The organism is Enterobacter sp. DC4, from assembly GCF_000568095.1.
Lineage (GTDB): Bacteria > Pseudomonadota > Gammaproteobacteria > Enterobacterales > Enterobacteriaceae > Enterobacter > Enterobacter pseudoroggenkampii.
Genome location: NZ_AZUB01000001.1, coordinates 200,597 through 220,896 on the forward strand (window position 1 = coordinate 200,597; position 20,300 = coordinate 220,896).

The 20,300-nt window shown below is 58.9% G+C and carries 20 protein-coding genes and 1 riboswitch; of the genes, 13 read left to right on the forward strand and 7 right to left on the reverse strand.

Annotated features, from left to right (window positions below; translation table 11 throughout):
- Nucleotides 1-112: 112 nt before the first annotated feature.
- A complete protein-coding gene (hutU, locus tag P349_RS22985) occupies nt 113-1,801 on the forward strand; it encodes a urocanate hydratase (RefSeq protein WP_032649470.1) in 1,689 nt (562 codons plus the stop codon).
- A complete protein-coding gene (hutH, locus tag P349_RS22980; RefSeq protein ID WP_032649468.1) occupies nt 1,798-3,318 on the forward strand; it encodes a histidine ammonia-lyase in 1,521 nt (506 codons plus the stop codon). The genes hutU and hutH overlap by 4 nt, the downstream gene beginning before the upstream one ends.
- Before the next feature lie 103 nt (nt 3,319-3,421).
- On the opposite strand, the gene P349_RS22975 is transcribed toward hutH, so the two are convergent.
- Both P349_RS22975 and bioA read right to left on the reverse strand, forming a co-directional pair.
- Nucleotides 3,422-3,898 carry a kinase inhibitor gene (locus P349_RS22975; protein WP_024908770.1) on the reverse strand — a complete coding sequence of 159 codons (477 nt, stop codon included), beginning with the start codon at nt 3,896-3,898 and terminating at the stop codon, nt 3,422-3,424.
- A 48-nt stretch (nt 3,899-3,946) separates the two neighbouring features.
- Entirely contained in the window at nt 3,947-5,236 is a 1,290-nt protein-coding gene (gene bioA, locus P349_RS22970; RefSeq protein ID WP_443112197.1) for an adenosylmethionine--8-amino-7-oxononanoate transaminase, read from the reverse strand.
- 86 nt (nt 5,237-5,322) lie between these two features.
- Here bioA and bioB point away from each other — a divergent pair, with 86 nt between their 5' ends.
- Genes bioB through bioD form a run of 4 tightly spaced genes read left to right on the forward strand, consistent with a single transcriptional unit; the run spans nt 5,323 to nt 8,950 of the window.
- A complete protein-coding gene (bioB, locus tag P349_RS22965; RefSeq protein WP_032641628.1) occupies nt 5,323-6,363 on the forward strand; it encodes a biotin synthase BioB in 1,041 nt (346 codons plus the stop codon).
- Complete coding sequence (gene bioF, locus P349_RS22960) at nt 6,360-7,517, forward strand: 8-amino-7-oxononanoate synthase (protein ID WP_032649464.1); 1,158 nt, start codon at nt 6,360-6,362, stop codon at nt 7,515-7,517. The genes bioB and bioF overlap by 4 nt, the downstream gene beginning before the upstream one ends.
- Nucleotides 7,501-8,256: a malonyl-ACP O-methyltransferase BioC gene (gene bioC / locus P349_RS22955; protein WP_032649462.1), complete on the forward strand. Its 756-nt coding sequence runs from the start codon at nt 7,501-7,503 to the stop codon at nt 8,254-8,256. The genes bioF and bioC overlap by 17 nt, the downstream gene beginning before the upstream one ends.
- Nucleotides 8,249-8,950, forward strand: coding sequence for a dethiobiotin synthase (bioD, locus tag P349_RS22950; protein ID WP_193745646.1), 702 nt, complete (start codon nt 8,249-8,251; stop codon nt 8,948-8,950). The genes bioC and bioD overlap by 8 nt, the downstream gene beginning before the upstream one ends.
- Here bioD and P349_RS22945 read toward each other — a convergent pair.
- Nucleotides 8,913-9,635: an ABC transporter ATP-binding protein gene (locus P349_RS22945; RefSeq protein WP_032649455.1), complete on the reverse strand. Its 723-nt coding sequence runs from the start codon at nt 9,633-9,635 to the stop codon at nt 8,913-8,915. The genes bioD and P349_RS22945 overlap by 38 nt on opposite strands.
- 752 nt (nt 9,636-10,387) lie before the next feature.
- Here P349_RS22945 and uvrB point away from each other — a divergent pair.
- Entirely contained in the window at nt 10,388-12,403 is a 2,016-nt protein-coding gene (gene uvrB / locus P349_RS22940; protein WP_024908763.1) for an excinuclease ABC subunit UvrB, read from the forward strand.
- Between the two features lie 75 nt (nt 12,404-12,478).
- On the opposite strand, the gene yvcK is transcribed toward uvrB, so the two are convergent.
- The gene (yvcK, locus tag P349_RS22935; protein WP_024908762.1) at nt 12,479-13,387 is read right to left on the reverse strand and encodes a uridine diphosphate-N-acetylglucosamine-binding protein YvcK; all 909 of its coding nucleotides are present in this window, start codon (nt 13,385-13,387) and stop codon (nt 12,479-12,481) included.
- Nucleotides 13,388-13,612: 225 nt separating this feature from the next.
- Nucleotides 13,613-13,746, forward strand: a riboswitch (molybdenum cofactor riboswitch).
- Between yvcK and moaA the strand changes: the two genes are divergently transcribed.
- The 6 genes from moaA to P349_RS22905 all read left to right on the forward strand — a co-directional run bounded on the left by moaA (nt 13,734) and on the right by P349_RS22905 (nt 17,213).
- Nucleotides 13,734-14,723: a GTP 3',8-cyclase MoaA gene (moaA, locus tag P349_RS22930; protein WP_032649453.1), complete on the forward strand. Its 990-nt coding sequence runs from the start codon at nt 13,734-13,736 to the stop codon at nt 14,721-14,723. It overlaps the preceding riboswitch by 13 nt.
- 24 nt (nt 14,724-14,747) lie before the next feature.
- On the forward strand, nt 14,748-15,260 hold the full coding sequence (moaB, locus tag P349_RS22925) for a molybdenum cofactor biosynthesis protein B (protein ID WP_032649451.1): 513 nt from the start codon (nt 14,748-14,750) through the stop codon (nt 15,258-15,260).
- A 3-nt stretch (nt 15,261-15,263) separates the two neighbouring features.
- Nucleotides 15,264-15,749, forward strand: coding sequence for a cyclic pyranopterin monophosphate synthase MoaC (gene moaC, locus P349_RS22920; protein WP_032649450.1), 486 nt, complete (start codon nt 15,264-15,266; stop codon nt 15,747-15,749).
- A complete protein-coding gene (gene moaD, locus P349_RS22915; protein ID WP_032649449.1) occupies nt 15,742-15,987 on the forward strand; it encodes a molybdopterin synthase sulfur carrier subunit in 246 nt (81 codons plus the stop codon). Before moaC ends, moaD begins: the two co-directional genes overlap by 8 nt.
- A gap of 1 nt (nt 15,988) precedes the next feature.
- The gene (gene moaE / locus P349_RS22910; RefSeq protein WP_032649447.1) at nt 15,989-16,441 is read left to right on the forward strand and encodes a molybdopterin synthase catalytic subunit MoaE; all 453 of its coding nucleotides are present in this window, start codon (nt 15,989-15,991) and stop codon (nt 16,439-16,441) included.
- Nucleotides 16,442-16,505: 64 nt separating this feature from the next.
- Nucleotides 16,506-17,213: a Bax inhibitor-1/YccA family protein gene (locus P349_RS22905; protein ID WP_032649445.1), complete on the forward strand. Its 708-nt coding sequence runs from the start codon at nt 16,506-16,508 to the stop codon at nt 17,211-17,213.
- A gap of 89 nt (nt 17,214-17,302) precedes the next feature.
- On the opposite strand, the gene P349_RS22900 is transcribed toward P349_RS22905, so the two are convergent.
- The 3 genes from P349_RS22900 to P349_RS22890 are packed head-to-tail and all read right to left on the reverse strand — an operon-like array spanning nt 17,303 to nt 20,261.
- Nucleotides 17,303-18,265, reverse strand: a complete 963-nt coding sequence (locus P349_RS22900) for a lysylphosphatidylglycerol synthase domain-containing protein (protein WP_032649444.1) — start codon at nt 18,263-18,265, stop codon at nt 17,303-17,305.
- On the reverse strand, nt 18,265-19,503 hold the full coding sequence (clsB, locus tag P349_RS22895) for a cardiolipin synthase ClsB (protein ID WP_032649443.1): 1,239 nt from the start codon (nt 19,501-19,503) through the stop codon (nt 18,265-18,267). The genes P349_RS22900 and clsB overlap by 1 nt, the downstream gene beginning before the upstream one ends.
- Nucleotides 19,500-20,261, reverse strand: coding sequence for an endonuclease/exonuclease/phosphatase family protein (locus P349_RS22890; RefSeq protein ID WP_032649441.1), 762 nt, complete (start codon nt 20,259-20,261; stop codon nt 19,500-19,502). The genes clsB and P349_RS22890 overlap by 4 nt, the downstream gene beginning before the upstream one ends.
- Nucleotides 20,262-20,300 lie beyond the last annotated feature (39 nt).

Genomic DNA, 20,300 nt, shown 5'->3' on the forward strand with positions numbered 1-20,300 from the left:
ATAGCTAACGCAATATAACAAAATTGTATCTTTTTTGTTAAAACTGACCTTGTGTGTGCTTGTCTATACAAGTATATCTAAATGCATCACTGTCCCGTATGAGGAGCACACAATGTCGTCAGGTAAATACCGCCAGCAGGATGTCCGCGCCGCGCGCGGCACCACTCTCACCGCCAAAAGCTGGCTCACCGAAGCCCCGCTGCGTATGTTGATGAACAACCTTGATCCTGAGGTGGCGGAGAACCCCCACGAGCTGGTGGTCTACGGCGGCATAGGCCGCGCCGCGCGCAACTGGGAATGCTATGACGCAATTGTAAAATCCCTGACCGAACTCGAACATGACGAAACCCTGCTGGTGCAGTCCGGCAAGCCGGTGGGCGTGTTCAAAACGCACAAAAACGCGCCGCGCGTGCTGATCGCCAACTCTAACCTCGTGCCGCACTGGGCCACCTGGGAACACTTCAACGAACTGGACGCGAAAGGGCTGGCGATGTATGGCCAGATGACCGCGGGTAGCTGGATCTATATCGGCAGTCAGGGGATTGTGCAGGGCACCTACGAAACCTTCGTGGAAGCCGGTCGCCAGCACTATAACGGTTCGCTGAAAGGCCGCTGGGTACTGACCGCGGGTCTCGGTGGGATGGGCGGTGCGCAGCCGCTGGCCGCCACGCTTGCCGGCGCGTGCTCGCTCAATATTGAATGCCAGCAGAGCCGCATTGATTTCCGCCTGCGTACCCGTTACGTCGACGAACAGGCAACCGATCTGGATGATGCGCTGGCGCGCATCAAAAAATACACGTCTGAAGGCAAAGCGGTGTCGATTGCCCTGTGCGGCAACGCGGCAGACATTCTCCCGCAGCTCGTCGCCCGAGGCGTACGCCCGGATCTGGTTACCGACCAGACCAGCGCCCATGACCCGCTGCACGGTTACCTGCCAAAAGGCTGGACGTGGGAAACCTACCAGCAAAAAGCGGAAACCGATCCGGAAGGCACAGTGCTTGCCGCGAAACGCTCCATGGCGGAACACGTCTCCGCGATGCTGGCCTTCAGCCAGATGGGCATTCCGACCTTTGATTACGGCAACAACATTCGCCAGATGGCGAAAGAGATGGGCGTGAATAACGCCTTCGACTTCCCGGGCTTCGTTCCTGCCTATATTCGCCCGCTGTTCTGCCGCGGCATCGGTCCGTTCCGCTGGGTTGCCCTGTCCGGTGACCCGGAGGATATCTACAAAACCGACGCCAAAGTGAAGGAGATCGTCGCCGACGACGAACACCTGCACCGCTGGCTGGACATGGCCCGCCAGCGCATTAACTTCCAGGGCCTGCCGGCGCGTATCTGCTGGGTAGGGCTGGAGTGGCGGCAAAAACTCGGTCTGGCCTTCAACGAAATGGTGCGCAGCGGTGAAGTTTCCGCGCCGATCGTCATTGGCCGCGACCACCTGGACTCCGGCTCCGTTGCCAGCCCGAACCGCGAAACCGAAGCCATGCGCGACGGCTCGGATGCGGTCTCCGACTGGCCGCTGCTGAACGCTCTGCTCAATACCGCGAGCGGCGCGACCTGGGTATCGCTGCACCACGGCGGCGGCGTGGGGATGGGCTTCTCCCAGCATTCCGGGATGGTCATCGTCTGCGACGGAACCGATGAAGCCGCCGCGCGTATCGCTCGCGTACTCCACAACGACCCGGCAACCGGCGTGATGCGTCACGCGGATGCGGGTTATGAGATTGCCATTGACTGTGCCAAAGAGCAGGGCCTTAACCTGCCGATGATCCCTGCCACACAAGGAAAGCATGAATGAACGCATTAACACTCACTCCCGGCTCGCTGACGCTCAAACAGCTGCGTAACGTCTGGCGTAAACCGGTCACCCTTTCGCTTGATGAAAGCGCGCACGCGGCCATTAATGACAGCGTTGCCTGTGTGGAAGCCATTGTGGCCGAAGGGCGCACCGCCTACGGGATTAACACCGGCTTTGGGCTGCTGGCGCAGACCCGCATCGCGACGCACGATCTGGAAAACTTACAGCGTTCGCTGGTGCTGTCGCACGCGGCGGGCGTCGGCCAGCCGCTTGACGATGAGATTGTCCGTCTGATGATGGTGCTCAAAATCAACAGCCTGGCGCGCGGCTTTTCCGGCATTCGCCTGAGCGTGATTCAGGCGCTGATGGCGCTGGTCAATGCGGAAGTCTATCCGTGGATCCCGGCAAAAGGCTCTGTTGGGGCGTCCGGCGATCTTGCCCCGCTGGCGCACATGTCGCTGCTGCTGCTGGGCGAAGGCAAAGCGCGCTGGCAGGGCGAGTGGCTGCCTGCGAAAGAGGCGCTGAAAAAAGCCGGCTTAACGCCCATTACGCTGGCGGCGAAAGAGGGTCTGGCGCTGCTGAACGGCACGCAGGCATCGACCGCCTTCGCGCTGCGCGGCCTGTTTGAAGCGGAAGATCTGTTTGCCTCTGCGGTGGTGTGCGGCGCGCTGACCACCGAAGCCGTGCTGGGCTCGCGTCGCCCGTTCGATGCCCGCATCCACGAGGTGCGCGGTCAGCGTGGGCAGATTGATGCCGCCGCGATGTACCGTCACGTGCTTACCGACACCAGCGAAATTGCCGATTCACACCATAACTGCGAAAAGGTTCAGGATCCGTATTCCCTGCGCTGCCAGCCGCAGGTGATGGGCGCGTGCCTGACGCAGCTGCGCCAGGCGGCGGAGGTGCTGCTGGTCGAAGCCAACGCGGTGTCCGATAACCCGCTGGTGTTCGCCCAGGAAAACGAGGTGGTCTCCGGTGGTAACTTCCACGCCGAGCCGGTAGCGATGGCGGCGGATAATATCGCCCTGACGATTGCCGAAGTCGGCGCGTTGTCCGAGCGCCGTATCGCGCTGATGATGGATAAACATATGTCCCAGCTGCCACCGTTCCTGGTGCGTAACGGCGGGGTCAACTCGGGCTTTATGATTGCCCAGGTGACGGCCGCAGCGCTGGCAAGCGAGAACAAAGCCCTGTCGCACCCGCACTGCGTGGACAGCCTGCCAACGTCTGCAAACCAGGAAGATCACGTTTCGATGGCACCGGCTGCCGGGCGTCGTCTCTGGGAAATGGCCTCCAACACCCGCGGCGTGCTGGCGGTGGAATGGCTGGCGGCAAGTCAGGGTATCGATCTGCGTGAAGGGCTAAAATCCAGTCCGCTGCTGGAGCAGGCGCGTCATGCGCTACGCGAGCATGTATCGCACTACGATGACGACCGCTTCTTTGCGCCGGATATTGATAAGGCGATGCAGCTTCTGGAAGAAGGGCGGCTGGTGGGGCTGTTACCTGCGGTGCTGTGATTTTTACCCTCACCCTAACCCTCTCCGACAGGGAGAGGGAATTGCCAGGTTTTCTCCCTCTCCCTGTGGGAGAGGGCCGGGGTGAGGGCATCAGCCCGCACTATTACGAATACATCGCCGTAATCGACGCGCTGCCCAGCGTATGGAAATGCACGTTAAACCCGACCATCGCGCCGCTCGCCCCTTCATCGACCTCAATCTTCTCCACATCCAGCGCGTGCACCGTGAAGATATAGCGGTGGGTTTCCCCTTTTGGCGGCGCCGCGCCGCCGTAGCCCGCTTTACCGAAGTCAGTGCGCGTCTGAATGGCACCTTCAGGCAGGGCAACCAGGTCTGAACCGGAACCCTGCGGCAGGACGCGCGTGTCGGCAGGCAGGTTCGCCACAATCCAGTGCCACCAGCCGGAGCCGGTAGGCGCATCCGGGTCGTAGCAGGTCACGACAAAGCTTTTGGTGCCTGCCGGAACCTCGTCCCATGCCAGGTGTGGGGAGATATTGTCTCCCTGATATCCCATGCCGTTGAAAACGTGACGCTCCGGCAGTTTTTCGCCGTCGCGCAGATCTTTGCTGATGATTTTCATACGGTTTACCCTCGTTGATCGCTCGTTCAGCAAGTGTAATGCATAGGGTTAAATCGTGAAATGCGCGGGAATGTTAACGGCTGTTACAACCGCGTCGGTTAATTTACGCAGCTGCTCCGACGTAATGCTGTACGGCGGCATCAGGTAGATAAGCTTGCCGAAAGGCCGTACCCACACGCCCTGGTCCACGAAGAAGCGCTGTAGCGCCGCCATATTCACCGGATGGGTGGTTTCAATCACCCCGATGGCGCCCAGCACCCGCACGTCCGCCACGAAATTCGCCCCCGAGGCGGCGCTCAGCTCCGCTTTCAGCTGCGCTTCAATCGCCGCAACCTGCGTCTGCCACTCGCCGCTCTCCAGAATGGCGAGGCTTTCGCTTGCGACGGCGCAGGCGAGAGGATTACCCATAAACGTCGGACCGTGCATAAAGCAGCCTGCTTCGCCGTCGCTGATGGTGTCGGCGACCTGGCGGGTCGTGAGCGTGGCGGAAAGTGTCATGGTGCCGCCGGTCAGCGCTTTGCCGAGGCACAGAATATCCGGGGCGATACCCGCATGTTCGCAGGCAAACAGCTTGCCGGTGCGGCCAAAGCCGGTGGCGATCTCATCGGCAATCAGCAGAATGCCCTCGCGGTCGCACATCCTGCGAATACGCTTCAGCCATTCCGGGTGGTACATCCGCATTCCGCCCGCGCCCTGCACAATCGGTTCAAGAATGACGGCAGCAATCTCGTGACGATGCGCCGCCATCAGCCGCGCGAAGCCGACCATGTCCATCTCGTTCCACTCGCCGTCGAAGCGGCTCTGGGGGGCCGGGGCAAACAGGTTTTCCGGCAGATAGCCCTTCCACAGGCTATGCATGGAGTTGTCCGGATCGCACACCGACATCGCCCCGAAGGTATCCCCGTGATAGCCGTTGCGGAAGGTGAGGAACCGCTGGCGCGTTTCGCCTTTGGCGTGCCAGTACTGCAGCACCATTTTCATCGCCACTTCCACCGCCACGGAGCCGGAATCCGCCAGGAACACGCACTCCAGCGATTCAGGCGTCATCGCCACCAGGCGACGGCATAAATCCACCGCGGGCTGATGGGTGATCCCGCCGAACATCACGTGCGACATCTGGTCAATCTGCGCCTTCATCGCCGCATTCAGGCGCGGGTGGTTGTACCCGTGAATGGCCGCCCACCAGGAGGACATCCCGTCAACGAGCTGTTCGCCGCTGGCGAGGTGCAGCTCGCAGCCGAGGGCGGAGGCCACCGGATAGACGGGAAGGGGGCGGGTCGTGGAGGTGTAAGGGTGCCAGATATGCTGCTTGTCGAAGGCGAGATCGTCCTGGGTCATAATCGACTTGTAAACCATTTTGAAAAGTTTTAGGTTTACGAGTATAAACCGAACCGAAAATTAACAAAACCCTTTGGAGAAGCCCCATGGCTCACCACGCACGCTGGACGATGTCGCAAGTCACTGAATTATTCAATAAACCTTTCCTTGAGCTGATGTTCGAAGCCCAACAGGTGCATCGTCAGCACTTCGATCCTCGCCATGTTCAGGTCAGTACGCTGCTGTCGATCAAAACCGGTGCCTGCCCTGAAGACTGCAAATATTGTCCGCAGAGCGCGCGCTACAAAACCGGCCTGGAATCCGAACGGCTGATGGAAGTTGAGCAGGTGCTCGACTCGGCGCGCAAGGCGAAAAACGCCGGCTCGACCCGCTTCTGCATGGGCGCGGCGTGGAAGAACCCGCACGATCGCGACATGCCTTACCTGGAGCAGATGGTAAAAGGCGTGAAGGAGATGGGCCTCGAAGCCTGTATGACGCTCGGCACGCTGAACGACGAGCAGGCGCAGCGCCTTTCGGCGGCGGGGCTGGACTATTACAACCACAACCTCGACACCTCGCCGGAGTTTTACGGCAACATCATCACCACGCGTACCTACCAGGAGCGTCTGGATACGCTGGATAAAGTGCGTGATGCCGGAATCAAAGTGTGCTCCGGCGGTATCGTGGGCTTAGGCGAAACGGTGAAAGACCGCGCGGGCCTGCTGCTGCAGCTGGCTAACCTGCCGACCCCGCCGGAAAGCGTGCCGATCAACATGCTGGTGAAGGTCAAGGGCACGCCGCTGGCGGACAACGACGACGTGGATGCGTTTGATTTTATTCGCACCATCGCGGTGGCGCGCATCATGATGCCAACCTCTTTCGTGCGCCTCTCTGCCGGTCGCGAGCAGATGAACGAGCAGACCCAGGCCATGTGCTTTATGGCCGGAGCCAACTCCATCTTCTACGGCTGCAAGCTGCTGACCACGCCGAACCCGGAAGAGGACAAAGACGTTCAGCTGTTCCGCAAGCTGGGGCTTAACCCGCACCAGACCGAGGTACTGACGGGCGATAACGAGCAACAGCAGCAGCTGGAGCAGCAGATTTTCAACGCCGACACCGACCAGTTCTACAACGCGGCAGCCGTATGACCTGGCAGGCACGCATTAATACCGCGCTGGACGAACGCCGTGCGGCAGAGGCGTTTCGCGTTCGCAGGGTGGTGGAAAACGGCGCGGGCCGTTTTCTTACCCGTGAAGGCCTGCGGTTCTGCAATTTCTCAAGCAACGACTATCTCGGGCTGAGCCAGCATCCGGCCATTATCCGCGCCTGGCAGCAGGGCGCTGAGCGGTTTGGCGTGGGCAGCGGCGGCTCGGGACACGTCAGCGGATACACCACAGCGCATCATGCGCTGGAAGAGGAACTGGCTGACTGGCTCGGCTACCCGCGCGCGCTGCTGTTTATCTCCGGCTTTGCCGCCAACCAGGCGGTGATTACTGCCCTGATGGAAAAAGAGGACCGCATTGTCGCCGACCGCTTAAGTCACGCCTCCCTGCTGGAGGCGGCACATTTAAGCCCGGCGCAGCTGCGCCGCTTTGCTCATAACGATGCGGGACAGCTTGCTGCGCTGTTGGATAAACCCTGCGACGGACAACAGCTGGCGGTCACGGAAGGGGTATTCAGCATGGACGGCGACAGCGCGCCGCTTGCCGCGCTGCACGATACCGCCAAACGGCAAAACGCCTGGCTGCTGGTGGACGATGCCCACGGCATTGGCGTAATGGGCGACGAAGGGCGCGGCAGCGCGTATCAGCAAAACGTGAAGCCGGAGCTGCTGATTGTCACCTTCGGCAAAGGTTTTGGCGTCAGCGGCGCCGCCGTGCTGTGCAGCGAATCCGTCGCCGACTATCTGCTGCAGTTTGCCCGACACCTGATCTACAGCACCAGCATGCCCCCGGCGCAGGCCGTGGCGCTGTCTGCGTCGCTGGCGGTGATCCGCAGCGCGGAAGGGGATGAACGTCGCCAGCGTCTGGCAGAGCATATCGCTCGCTTCCGTCAGGGACTTGAGGCGCTGCCCTTCCGCAGTCCCGATTCGCAGAGCGCTATCCAGCCGGTGATTGTCGGTGAAAACGGCCGCGCGCTGGCGCTGGCACAGGCGCTGCGCCAGCGCGGCATGTGGGTGACCGCTATCCGCCCGCCAACGGTCCCGCCAGGTACCGCGCGGCTGCGTTTAACCCTGACGGCGGCGCATGAAGCACAGGATATTGAGACGTTGCTGGAGGCGCTCCATGTTGCCGGTGAATAAGCAGGCCGTCGCGGCGGCATTTGGTCGCGCCGCGCAGAGCTATTCGCAGCACGATGAGCTGCAGCGTCTGAGCGCGCAGGGGCTTCTGGCCGCGCTTGGCGAGAGCCGTTTTCCGCAGGTACTCGACGCCGGCTGTGGTCCCGGCAGCAACAGCCGCTACTGGCGCGGGGCGGGAAGCCAGGTGACGGCTATCGATCTCTCCGCCCGGATGCTGGAAGAGGCGCGCCAGCGGCAGGCTGCAGATCGCTATCTGCTGGCCGATATCGAGGCGATCCCGCTGGCGGATGCGCAGTTCGATCTGGTCTGGAGTCATCTGGCGGTCCAGTGGTGCAGCAGCCTGCCGCAGGCCTTGCGCGAGCTTTATCGCGTGGCGCGACCGGGCGGGAAGGTGGCCTTTACCACCTTGCTGGAGAGTTCGCTGCCGGAGTTGAATCAGGCGTGGAAAGCGGTGGATGAGCAGCCGCACGCTAACCGCTTTTTATCGCATGACCAGGTGACGCAGGCGCTGACAGGCTGGCGCTATCGCAGCACGGTACAGACCATCACCCTCAATTTTAGCGATGCGTTCAGCGCGATGCGCTCGCTGAAGGGCATTGGCGCCACGCATTTGCATACCGGACGCGAGAAAAAACCACTAACCCGGGGACAGCTGCAGCGCCTGGAGCTGGCCTGGCCGCAGCAGCGGGGTTATTTCCCGCTCTCTTATCAACTTTTTCATGGGATTATCGAACGTGACTGAACGTTATTTTGTCACCGGAACGGATACGGAAGTGGGCAAAACGGTTGCCAGCTCTGCGCTGCTGCAGGCGGCACGAAAGCTCGGAAAAAACACCGCCGGATATAAGCCCGTTGCTTCCGGCAGCGAGATGACGGAGGAAGGGTTACGCAATACCGACGCGCTGGCGCTCCAGCGTAACAGCACGCGTGAACTCGCCTATTCAGCGGTCAATCCGTACACCTTTGCCGAGCCGACCTCGCCGCACATCATCAGCGCTGACGAAGGTCGTCCGATTGATTTCGCCGTGCTTTCAGCCGGGTTGCGGGCGCTGGAAAGCCAGGCCGACTGGGTGCTGGTGGAAGGGGCTGGCGGCTGGTTTACGCCGCTTTCGGACACACAGACGTTTGCTGACTGGGTGCAGGCCGAGCAGCTTCCGGTCATTCTGGTCGTCGGCGTTAAGCTGGGCTGTATCAATCACGCCATGCTGACCGCGCAGGCCATACAGCAGGCCGGGCTGCGTCTGGCGGGCTGGATAGCCAACGACGTGGTTGCGCCGGGGAAACGACACCAGGAGTATCTGGCGACGCTCAGGCGCGTCCTTCCCGCCCCGTGCCTCGGGGAAATTCCCTGGCTTGCTGACGGCGCGGAAAATGCCGAAATTGGGCGTTATCTCGATCTCAGCGTTTTGCTTCCCGCGACATCCAGTGAGCGATAAGCTCGTCATCCAGTTCGTTAACGTGGCCCTGCGCCACGTTACGCCCGCGATAGAGCATACAGAAACGGTCCGCAACCCGGCGGATAAACGACAGCTGCTGCTCCGCTAACAGCACCGTCATACCTAACTCCCGGTTTAAGCGCACCAGCAGCTGCCCCAGCTTCTGGGCGAAGCTGTGTCCTGCGCCGTGCAGGGGCTCATCGAGGATCAGCAGGTGAGGACGGTTCACCAGCGCATTAGCCAGCGCCAGCTGGTACTGGTCGTCCGGAGAGAGCGTGTTGGCGCGGGTCTGTCGCAATGCGTAGAGCGCTGGAAACAGGTCGTAAACGTCGCTTTTCGCTTCCGGATTGGGTTTCCCCATCGCCCGCATGGCGATATGCAGATTCTCCTCAATCGTTAACTGGGAGAAGATCCGCCTGTCCTGCGGGACATAGCCTATCTCCGTTCCTGAACGCTGTTCTGGCGGCAGGTTAAGCAAATCGCGCGGCGGCGCGCCTGCCTCATGCCAGATGATGCTACCGCTTTCGACGGGCACTCTCCCGGCGATGCAATTCATGAGGGTGGTTTTCCCCATTCCCGGCAGGCCAACGACGCCTGTACACATTCCTTGCGGAAAATCCAAATTCACGTTCCATAGCGTATGTTGGCTTCCGTAAAACTGATTCACAGCACGCAGACTCAACATCTTTCTCTCCTTAAAAATGTGTGTAGGTGAGGCTCGGGTTTGAATCTGCAAAACCCCTGCCAGAAACCGAAAAGCGTTTAAAAAACCGGCTTTTTTAGGAATAAGTCACCGGAGAGGGGCTGAGAAAAAAAGGGATTGCACATCGACGGTGCTGGCGGTGTTGAGTTGTGGTGCAGAACCCGAAATGCTGAAAATGTGAGCAAGATCGCATCGGTTGGTTATGAATGAAGCAACTGTTAATCAGCAAAAAATAGCTATAAAAATTTTTTACCGCCGTCTCGTGGGAAAATCCGGGAATTTGCCGAGCGCCAGTCTGCATGGGCTGGAAGCAGTTATCCACTATTCCTGTGGATAACCATGTGCATTAGAGTTAGAAAACACGCGATAAGCGAGAGAAGACGCGGCTTTCGCCCAAATTGACGCGAAACGCGGCTTAAGAAAATATCGTTTATTTTTTAATTGCTTAGATAAAAGCAATTCCCGTCATGAAAGTGTCACCCGTTGCCACAAAACTATCATTACCTGGCTTGACAAATGTTAAAAAAGAAAAAGTTCTGGGGATAACCTGACCTGACTGGTGTTTTATATTGTCACAGTCCAAATTTTGGTCGCTATCGCGCTAATCATTCAGGCGCTACTCTAAATATCCTGACATGCTACTGGTTTTTCATCCAGTGTTTTTTACTGGCATTCCTGGCAACAAGGAGTAAAATTACTCACCTGCCGCTTATAACGTCATCAGGTTGTCGCCCATGAGTAAACCGTTCAAATTGAATTCTGCTTTCCGTCCATCTGGCGATCAGCCTGAGGCGATCCGTCGTCTGGAAGAAGGGCTGGAAGATGGGCTGGCGCACCAGACGCTGCTGGGGGTAACCGGCTCGGGTAAAACGTTCACCATCGCCAACGTGATTGCGGATCTCCAGCGCCCCACGATGGTGCTGGCACCCAATAAAACCCTGGCCGCACAGCTTTACGGCGAGATGAAAGAGTTCTTCCCGGAAAACGCCGTGGAGTATTTCGTCTCCTACTACGATTACTACCAGCCTGAAGCTTATGTACCGAGCTCTGACACCTTCATTGAGAAAGATGCCTCGGTGAACGAACACATTGAGCAGATGCGTCTGTCGGCCACTAAGGCGCTTCTGGAGCGTCGCGATGTGGTCGTTGTCGCATCGGTTTCCGCGATCTACGGCCTGGGCGATCCGGATCTCTATCTCAAGATGATGCTGCACCTGACGCAGGGGATGATCATCGACCAGCGCGCCATCGTCCGTCGTCTGGCTGAGCTGCAGTATGCCCGTAACGATCAGGCGTTCCAGCGCGGCACCTTCCGCGTACGCGGTGAGGTGATCGACATCTTCCCGGCGGAATCGGACGATATGGCACTGCGCGTCGAGCTGTTTGACGAAGAGGTTGAACGCCTGTCGCTCTTTGACCCGCTGACCGGACACGTTGAATCGGTGATCCAGCGCTTCACCATCTACCCGAAAACGCACTATGTGACGCCGCGCGAGCGTATTGTGCAGGCGATGGAAGAGATCAAAGTGGAGCTGGCCGAGCGCAGGAAGGTGCTGCTGGCGAACAATAAGCTGCTGGAAGAGCAGCGCCTGAGCCAGCGTACCCAGTTTGACCTTGAGATGATGAACGAGCTGGGCTACTGCTCCGGCATCGAAAACTATTCCCGCTTCCTCTCCGGGCGCGGGCCGGGCGAGCCGCCGCCGACGCTGTTTGATTACCTTCCGGCAGACGGTTTGCTGGTGATCGATGAATCCCACGTTACGATCCCGCAGATCGGCGGGATGTACCGCGGTGACCGCGCGCGTAAAGAGACGCTGGTGGAGTACGGATTCCGCCTGCCGTCGGCGCTGGATAACCGTCCGATGAAGTTTGAAGAGTTTGAGGCGCTCGCGCCGCAAACCATCTACGTCTCGGCCACGCCGGGCAACTACGAGCTGGAAAAATCGGGCGATGAGGTGGTTGACCAGGTGGTGCGTCCGACCGGGCTGTTGGATCCGGTTATCGAGGTGCGCCCAGTGGCCACCCAGGTGGACGACCTGCTTTCGGAAATTCGCGCGCGTTCCGCCATCAACGAGCGCGTGCTGGTGACCACGCTCACCAAGCGTATGGCGGAAGACCTGACCGAGTATCTCGAAGAGCACGGCGAGAAGGTGCGTTATCTGCACTCGGATATCGATACCGTGGAGCGCATGGAGATTATCCGCGACCTGCGTCTGGGCGAGTTTGACGTGCTGGTGGGGATTAACCTGCTGCGAGAAGGTCTCGATATGCCGGAGGTTTCGCTGGTGGCGATTCTGGATGCGGACAAAGAGGGCTTCCTGCGTTCTGAACGCTCCCTGATCCAGACCATCGGCCGCGCCGCGCGTAACGTCAACGGGAAAGCGATTCTGTACGGTGACAAAATCACCCCATCGATGGCGAAAGCGATTGGCGAAACGGAGCGCCGCCGCGAGAAGCAGCAGCGCTACAACGAAGAACACGGCATTACGCCGCAGGGTCTGAACAAGAAGGTGGTGGATATTCTGGCGCTGGGTCAGAACATTGCCAAAACCAAAGCGAAAGGCCGCGGCAAGGCGCGTTCAGTGGTGGAAGAAGATACCGTCGTGCTGACGCCGAAAGCGCTGCAGCAGAAAATCCACGAGCTGGAAGGACAGATGATGCAGCACGCGCAGAACCTTGAGTTCGAAGAGGCGGCGCAGATCCGCGACCAGCTTCATCAGCTGCGGGATCTGTTTATCGCGGCATCATAGCTTAAAGCAGCGTATTTTCTCCCTCTCCCCGTGGGAGAGGGCCGGGGTGAGGGCATCAGGCCGCACAAAACGAACCTAACCCAGCGCCTGAATCGCCTTCTCCAGCGCCTCGCGCAGCAGATGGCGGTCGTGGCGATACTTGATGTCTGAGGCCTCCAGCGGCTCCTGCACCACCAGACGATTGCCAATCCCTGACACATCCACTTTTGGGCCCACGACTACGCCGTCAATGATTTTCTTGCCGACGTAATGCTCCATTAATTCAAGTTTGTCTGCCAGCGACAGGCTCGCCGCCGCCGGGCTCAGTTCACGTCCCAGATTACCGATGTAAACCATCGGCGCCGGGGTGCGGCGCAGCGCCTGCGCCAGTTCTTTCACCAGCAGAATGGGCATCAGGCTGGTATAAAAACTACCTGGACCGATCAGGATAAGATCCGCTTCCCCGATTGCCTCTACCGCTTCACGCGTGGCGGGCACGCTAGGATAGGTCATCAACTCCGTTGGCGGCAGGAGGAGCTGGTCAATATTCACCTCGCCGTAAACTTCATGCCCTTCGGCGTCGATAGCCATCAAGTCAACCGGTTGTTCAGACATGGGGATCAGGAATGCGTCCACTTTGAGCAGATTACGGATCAGATTGATGGCTTCGAGAGGCCTTACGCTCAGGTGATCCAGCGCCTTTAACATCAGATTTCCGAGGTTATGTCCGGAAAGTTCGCCATTACCGCCAAAACGGTACTCAAACATCGCCGACGCGACGCTCGGCTCGGTAATTAACTGGTTCAGGCAGTTGCGCATATCTCCCCAGGCAATGCCGCCTTCGGCACGACGAATGCGCCCGGTTGAGCCGCCGTTATCGGTGGTGGTCACTATCCCTGTCAGCCTTGAGCCCAGTGACGACAAAGAGGACATAACCCGCCCTAAGCCGTGTCCTCCGCCAAGAGCGACCACTCGGTCAAGATCCGCAAAAGTGCGATTGCGCATACGTATTCCTTATCACGTTCGATCGCGTAACAGTAACCTAACTACCCCTAAAAGACGATGCCTCACCCGATGCAAAATGACGTATATCAATGTGAAAATGCGGTTTTTAGGTATTCTGTAGCGAAAATGGACGAATGACTCGCTATATACTTAATTATATAGCGAAAAGCGATAATGGCGCCGTCAGAATTTCCGCGCTACTATCGCCCTAACCACGTTTTCGAAATTGAAAACATACACTCTAGCCCTTGTGCCTGTGTCGAAAGATATGGCGCTCTGGCCGTGGCGAATTTGCCACCAGGGTACAGAAAGAAATGACTGTGCCTCCCGATCTGGAAAGGTGTACATGGCTTCACAACTTACTGATGCTTTCGCGCGTAAGTTTTATTACTTACGTCTGTCGATTACCGATGTGTGCAACTTCCGTTGCACCTACTGCCTGCCCGATGGCTACAAACCGGGCAGCGTCACCAATAACGGCTTTCTCTCCGTGGACGAAGTGCGCCGCGTCACGCGCGCCTTCTCTGAGCTCGGCACCGAAAAAGTGCGTCTGACCGGCGGCGAACCCTCGCTGCGCCGCGATTTCCCCGACATCATTGCCGCCGTACATGAAAACGAACGTATCCGCCAGATTGCGGTGACCACCAACGGTTACCGCATGGTGCGCGACGTGGCGACCTGGCGCGATGCGGGCTTAACCGCCATCAACGTCAGCGTAGATAGTCTTGACGCCCGCCAGTTCCACGCCATTACCGGCCAGGATAAATTCCAGCAGGTCATGGACGGCATCGATGCGGCATTTGCGGCCGGCTTCGAAAAAGTCAAAGTCAACACGGTGCTGATGCGTGATGTAAATCATCACCAGCTCGATACCTTCCTGGCGTGGATTAAATCCCGCCCCATTCAGCTGCGTTTTATTGAGCTGATGGAAACCGGCGAGGGCAGCGAGCTGTTCCGCCGCCATCACATCTCCGGCATGGTGCTGCGCGACGCGCTGCTGAAACGCGGCTGGATCCACCAGATCCGCCAGCGCAGCGACGGTCCGGCGCAGGTCTTCTGCCATCCTGATTACGAAGGTGAGATCGGGCTTATCATGCCTTACGAGAAAGATTTCTGCGCCAGCTGCAACCGCCTGCGCGTCTCCTCCGTGGGCAAGCTCCATCTTTGCCTGTTTGGTGACGGCGGCGTAGATCTTCGCGATCTGCTGGAAGACGATGCGCAGCAGGACGCGCTTGAAGCACGCATTTCTGAAGCGCTGACGCATAAAAAACAGACCCACTTCCTGCATCAGGGCAATACCGGCATTACTCAGAACCTGTCTTACATTGGCGGGTAATCAGACTTAAGAAGGAATCAGAAGATGAGTCAGGTTAGCGCAGAATTTATCCCGATACGTATTGCGATCCTTACCGTTTCCGACCGTCGTGGCGAAGAGGATGATACCTCCGGCCACTGGCTGCGCGAGGCGGCCCATGACGCGGGGCATCACATTGTTGATAAAGCGATCGTGAAGGAGAACCGCTACGCCATTCGCGCGCAGGTCTCTCAGTGGATCGCCAGCGATGAGGTGCAGGTGGTGCTGATCACCGGCGGCACCGGCTTTACCGCAGGCGATCAGGCGCCCGAAGCGCTGATCCCGCTGTTCGACCGCGAGGTGGAAGGCTTCGGCGAGGTGTTCCGCATGCTCTCCTATGAAGAGATTGGTACCTCCACGCTGCAGTCGCGCGCCGTTGCCGGGGTGGCTAACAAAACGCTGATTTTCGCCATGCCGGGCTCGACCAAAGCCTGCCGCACCGCGTGGGAAAACATCATCGCCCCGCAGCTGGACGCCCGTACCCGTCCGTGTAATTTCCATCCCCATTTAAAGAAATAAGCTATGTCACAACTGACCCACATTAACGCCGCCGGTGAAGCGCATATGGTGGACGTCTCCGCCAAAGCCGAAACGGTGCGCGAGGCCCGCGCCGAAGCGTTCGTCACCATGCTGCCGGAGACGCTGGCGATGATCATCGACGGCAGCCATCACAAGGGTGATGTCTTTGCCACCGCGCGCATCGCCGGCATTCAGGCCGCCAAGCGCACCTGGGAGCTCATCCCGCTGTGCCATCCGCTGATGCTGAGCAAGGTGGAGGTGAACCTGCAGGCCCAGCCGGAGCAAAGCCGCGTGCGCATTGAGTCACTCTGCCGCTTAACCGGCAAAACCGGCGTGGAGATGGAAGCCCTGACGGCGGCCTCCGTTGCCGCGCTGACCATCTACGACATGTGCAAAGCGGTGCAGAAAGATATGGTGATTGGCCCGGTTCGCCTGCTGGCAAAAAGCGGCGGAAAATCCGGTGATTTTAAGGTGGACAGCCATGATTAAGGTGCTCTTTTTTGCGCAGGTGCGCGAGCTGGTGAATACCGACAGCCTGACGCTGGATGCGTCTTTTGAAAACGTTGCTGCCCTGCGGGCGCATCTGGCGGCACAAAGCGACCGCTGGGCGCTGGCGCTGGACGAAGGCAAGCTGCTGGCCGCCGTTAACCAGACGCTGGTGGAATTCACCCACCCGCTGGCCGAAGGGGATGAAGTGGCCTTCTTCCCGCCGGTAACGGGGGGCTAAGATGGCTGAAACCCGAATTCTGGTGAGCCCCGGGCGTTTTAACGTGGGGACCGAATACAGCTGGCTGGCGGAACGCGATGAAGACGGCGCAGTTGTCACCTTCACTGGCAAAGTGCGCAACCACAACCTCGGCGACAGCGTGAAGGCCCTGACGCTGGAGCATTATCCCGGCATGACGGAGAAGTCGCTGGCGGAGATTGTGGAGGAGGCGCGGAGCCGCTGGCCGCTTGGCCGCATCACGGTGATTCACCGCATCGGCGAGATGTGGCCTGGCGAGGAGATTGTCTTCGTCGGGGTGACCAGCGCGCACCGCGGCAGCGCGTTTGCCGCCGGGGAGTTCATTATGGATTACCTCAAAACCAAAGCCCCGTTCTGGAAGCGCGAAGCCACGCCGGAAGGTGACCGCTGGGTAGAATCTCGCGACAGCGATAAACAAGCCGCCAGCCGTTGGTAGTCGGTTTACGTGGATGTGTTAATCTTAACGTGTGTGTCTACTTAAACTTAATCAGGAGTGAATCATGGACCGATTTCCGCGTTCCGATTCAATAGTACAGCAGACCCGTAGCGGCCTGCAGACGTATATGGCTCAGGTGTACGGCTGGATGACGGTTGGCCTGCTGCTTACCGCGTTTATCGCGTGGTATGCGGCGAACACGCCTGAACTGATGATGTTTATCTTCTCCAGTAAGATCACCTTCTTTGGGCTGATTATCGCGCAGCTGGCGCTGGTGTTTGTGCTTTCCGGTCTTGTGCAAAAGCTGAGTGCCGGCATGGCAACGACCTTGTTTATGCTCTATTCGGCACTAACGGGGCTGACGCTTTCCAGCATCTTTATCGTTTACACCTACTCATCCATCGCCAGCACCTTCGTGGTCACCGGCGGGATGTTCGGTGCGATGAGCCTGTACGGTTACACCACGAAGCGCGATCTGAGCGGCTTCGGCAGTATGCTGTTTATGGGGCTGATCGGGATTGTGCTGGCGTCGCTGGTAAACCTGTGGCTGAAGAGCGAAGCGCTGATGTGGGCCGTGACCTACATCGGGGTGGTGATCTTCGTTGGATTGACGGCGTATGACACCCAGAAGCTGAAAAACATCGGCGAGCAGATTGACGTGCGTGACAGCTCGAACCTGCGCAAATATTCGATCCTGGGCGCGCTGACGCTGTATCTGGACTTTATCAACCTGTTCCTGATGCTGCTGCGAATTCTTGGCAACCGTCGTTAAGGTTGCTTTGCCGGGTGGCGGCTTCGCCTTACCCGGCCTACGAAGCGCGAACCGTAGGTCGGGTAAGGCGAAGCCGCCACCCGACTTATTTACTTCGCTAACATACTCTCATTCTTCGCCCGCAGCTTCTTCGCCCGACTTTCCAGCACCAGATAGCAGATCGTTGCCAGCGCCAGCGGCAGGAAGTAATACAGCATGCGGTACGCCAGCAGGGCGGCGATAATCGTTCCCTGAGAAACATGCTCCCCGGCCAGCAGGGCAATAAACACCGCCTCCAGCACGCCGATCCCCGCCGGAATATGCACAATCACGCCCGCAATACTGCTCACCAGCAGCACGCCCAGCACGAAGAAGTAGTTTACGTCCTCGCCAATCAGCAGCCAGATGATGGCTCCCATTGCCATCCAGTTAGCGCTGGAAACCGCCATCTGCAGCACCGCAAACTTCCACGATGGCAGGACCAGCTTTTGCCCTTTAATGGTCATATGACGGCGTCTGGCAAAGGCGCAGGCCCAGAAATAAACGGCGATAATCAGCAGCAGTACGATGCCCAGAATGCGCAGCGTAGCCTCATCGATATACCAGTGCGCGGGCAACTGCACCACGCCGATGGTGAAGATCACCCCGCCGAGCAGAATATAGCCCAGCCAGTTGGTGGTGATGCTTAACGAGAAAATGCGCGTGATGGTTCCGCCCGGCAGGCCAAGGCGCGAATAAAGGCGATAGCGCATGCCAATGCCGCCGACCCAGGTACTCAGCGTCAGGTTAAAGGCGTAGCAGATAAACGACACCAGCATTACCTGACGTTTGGCCAGCTTGTGGCCGCAGTAAGCGCGGCCCAGCAGGTCATAGCAGCAGTACATCAGGTAGCTCACGATAACCAGCCCCACAGCGCCCAGCAGCACCATCCGGTTATAGTTGCGGATGACCTTCCACACCTCTTCCCAGTCAACTTTCTGCGCGTAGACCACCAGCAGAACCGCGACCGCAATAAAAAACAGCCAGGTGAGGATCTTTTTTGCCAGCCGCCAGCGTGGATGCGATTTCGACATCAGGGTTTGCCTCCATCTTCCGCTTCTATGCGGTCCTGGGTTTCCATTTCGGGTTGTACCGGCGGGTCCACCTGTGCCAGCTTCGGCGTATGCGCCGGCAGCCAGCCGACCATCGCCGGGAAATGCCGCAGAAAGTGGAACACCACCACGCTGATGCCCAGGTTCCACCAGGTGCGTTTGGGAACCATGGACTCATCCACGCGCACGCAGTCGTTAACGATCAACGCCTGCAGGTTCTCCCGCAGGGTCTGATTAAACTGGCGATCGTGGATGATCAGGTTGGCTTCAAGGTTGAGCGACAAACTCAGCGGATCGAGGTTGCTGGAGCCCACGGTGGCCCAGTGATCGTCCATCAGCGCGACTTTGCCGTGCAGCGGTCGGCGGCGATATTCGTAGATCTGGACGCCGCCCTTCACCAGATAGTTATACAGCAGCCGCGCCCCGACTTTGACGATCGGCATGTCCGGCTCGCCTTGTACAATCAGCTTCACGCGCACGCCGCGTCGGGCCGCATTGCGCATGGCGTGCAGCAGACGATAGCCCGGGAAAAAGTAGGCGTTAGCGATGATCACTTCGCGCTTCGCGTTGGCCAGCATCTTGAGATAATGACGTTCAATATCGTCCCGGTGCTCGCCGTTGTCGCGCCAGACGAAAAGCGCCTGCGCTTCGCCGGGCTTCCGGTTCTCTTCCGGGCGATGACGGCGTTTCCACCAGCGGCGCACGGCCTCTTTCCCCGGCAGGTTCTCCAGCTCAAACAGCAAGATGTCCTGCACCACCGGGCCTTCAATGCGAATCGCGTAATCCTGCTTCGCTTCCGGGCCGTAGTCGGACATATGCTCAGCGGAGTAGTTAATGCCGCCGACAAACGCCACCGTCTCATCCACCACCACAATTTTGCGATGCATCCGGCGGAAAAGGTTGGTACGCATACCGAACAGGCGAGGGCCGGGATCGTAGTAGCGGAACACCACCCCCGCGGCGGTCAACTCATTCACAAACGTATCGCTGAGATCCGGCGAGCCGTAGCCATCCAGCAGCACTTCAATTTTCACCCCGCGCTGGGCGGCGCGCAGCAGCACGCTGTGCAGCTGCTTGCCAACGTTGTCTTCGAACCAGATAAAGGTTTCGAGGATCACCTTCTGCTGAGCGTGATCAATCGCCTTAAACACGGCCGGGTAATACTCGTCCCCGTTGACCAGCAACGTGATCCGGTTGCCTTCCTGCCAGGAACATTTCATAGGTGGATCTCCGCGCTGAGCGGGGCATGGTCGGAAAGATGCCGCCAGTTGAGGAGCGCCAGGGCGGTCGGGCTGCTGGCATGGGCATTTTTTACGTAGATGCGGTCAAGCCGCAGCAGCGGGAAACGGACCGGAAAGGTGCGCGCAGGCCTGCCGTTCGCCCGGGTGAAAATTTCCTCCAGTCCGGCCTCTACCTTTAACGGATGGTTTGCCCGCTGTCGCCAGTCGTTGAAATCGCCCGCCACTACCACCGGTTCACCTTCGGGAAGTGCGTTGGCCCATTCGGCCAGCATTTTCAGCTGCGCCTGCCGATGGGCTTCGCGCAGGCCCAGATGAACACAGCCGACATGGATGGGCAGCTCAAGATCGGGCGGGGTAACGCGGCAGTAAAGCAGGCCGCGTTTTTCGCTCTCCCCGACGGAAACGTCGCGGTTTTCGTAATGTTCTATGGGATAACGGGACAGCACCGCGTTGCCGTGATGCCCTTCCGGATAGACCGCATTGCGGCCGTAGGCGTAATCACTCCACATGGTGTCGGCCAGAAATTCATAGTGCGGCGTGTCGGGCCAGTTCTCAAAGTGAAGCGGATGCACTTCGTGTGCACCCATCACCTCCTGCAGGCAGACAATATCCGCGCTGACGGTGCGAACCGCGTCGCGCAGCTCCGGTAAAATGAAGCGGCGATTAAATGCTGTGAAGCCTTTATGAATGTTTATCGTCAGCACTTTAAGCGAGAAATGCTGCATTTTTTTCGTCATAAGCTCCTTCCTGAGTGACTATCCCAATGAAAATAAAGT